The following is a 622-nucleotide window of genomic DNA, read 5'->3' on the forward strand; positions in this document are numbered from 1 at the left end:
GAAAATTCCAAAAATAAAATCAGTTATAATACTATCTATCGTGCAATTTATCGTGGCGACTTCGATGAGCCTGGTTTATCAACCGGTAATCGAGGCGCTATCCGTAAATTAAGACACAGAGGTAAAACACGCCATTCTAAAAATCACGTAGAGAGAAGAGGAAAGATCCCTATCTCCAATACGATTCATGAACGACCAGATAGCGCTAATGAACGAACTGAGATTGGTCATTGGGAAGCAGATACAGTTGCAGGTCAAACTGGTAAAGCGTGCTTAGTAACGCTAGTTGATAGAAAATCTAGGTTATTACTAATCGGTAAATCTGAGAAGAAAGCTTCTAAGCCGGTAGTTGACCAAATGATTAAATTACTACAAGGTATTGATTCTAATTTTTGTAAAACCATTACACCTGACCGTGGTAAAGAATTCAGTCAACACGCCCGATTGACTGAGGAATTAAATAATACGCAAATTTATTTTCCAGATCCTCATGCCCCTTGGCAAAGAGGATCTAATGAGAATACAAATGGACTCCTTAGAGAGTACTCACCGAAAGGTGTTGATTTGACAGATGCAACTGATGAAGAGATACAAGGTTGGGCAACGAAATTAAATACACGTC

The 622-nt window shown here is 38.7% G+C and carries 1 protein-coding gene; it reads left to right on the top strand.

What is annotated here, in order from left to right; all coding sequences use genetic code 11:
• The coding region (locus ACEN31_RS11600; protein ID WP_407109485.1) for an IS30 family transposase at window positions 1-622 on the top strand (622 nt) is incomplete at both ends.

The organism is Ruoffia sp. FAM 26255 (assembly GCF_045528525.1).
In the GTDB taxonomy this organism is placed as follows: Bacteria; Bacillota; Bacilli; order Lactobacillales; family Aerococcaceae; genus Ruoffia; species Ruoffia tabacinasalis.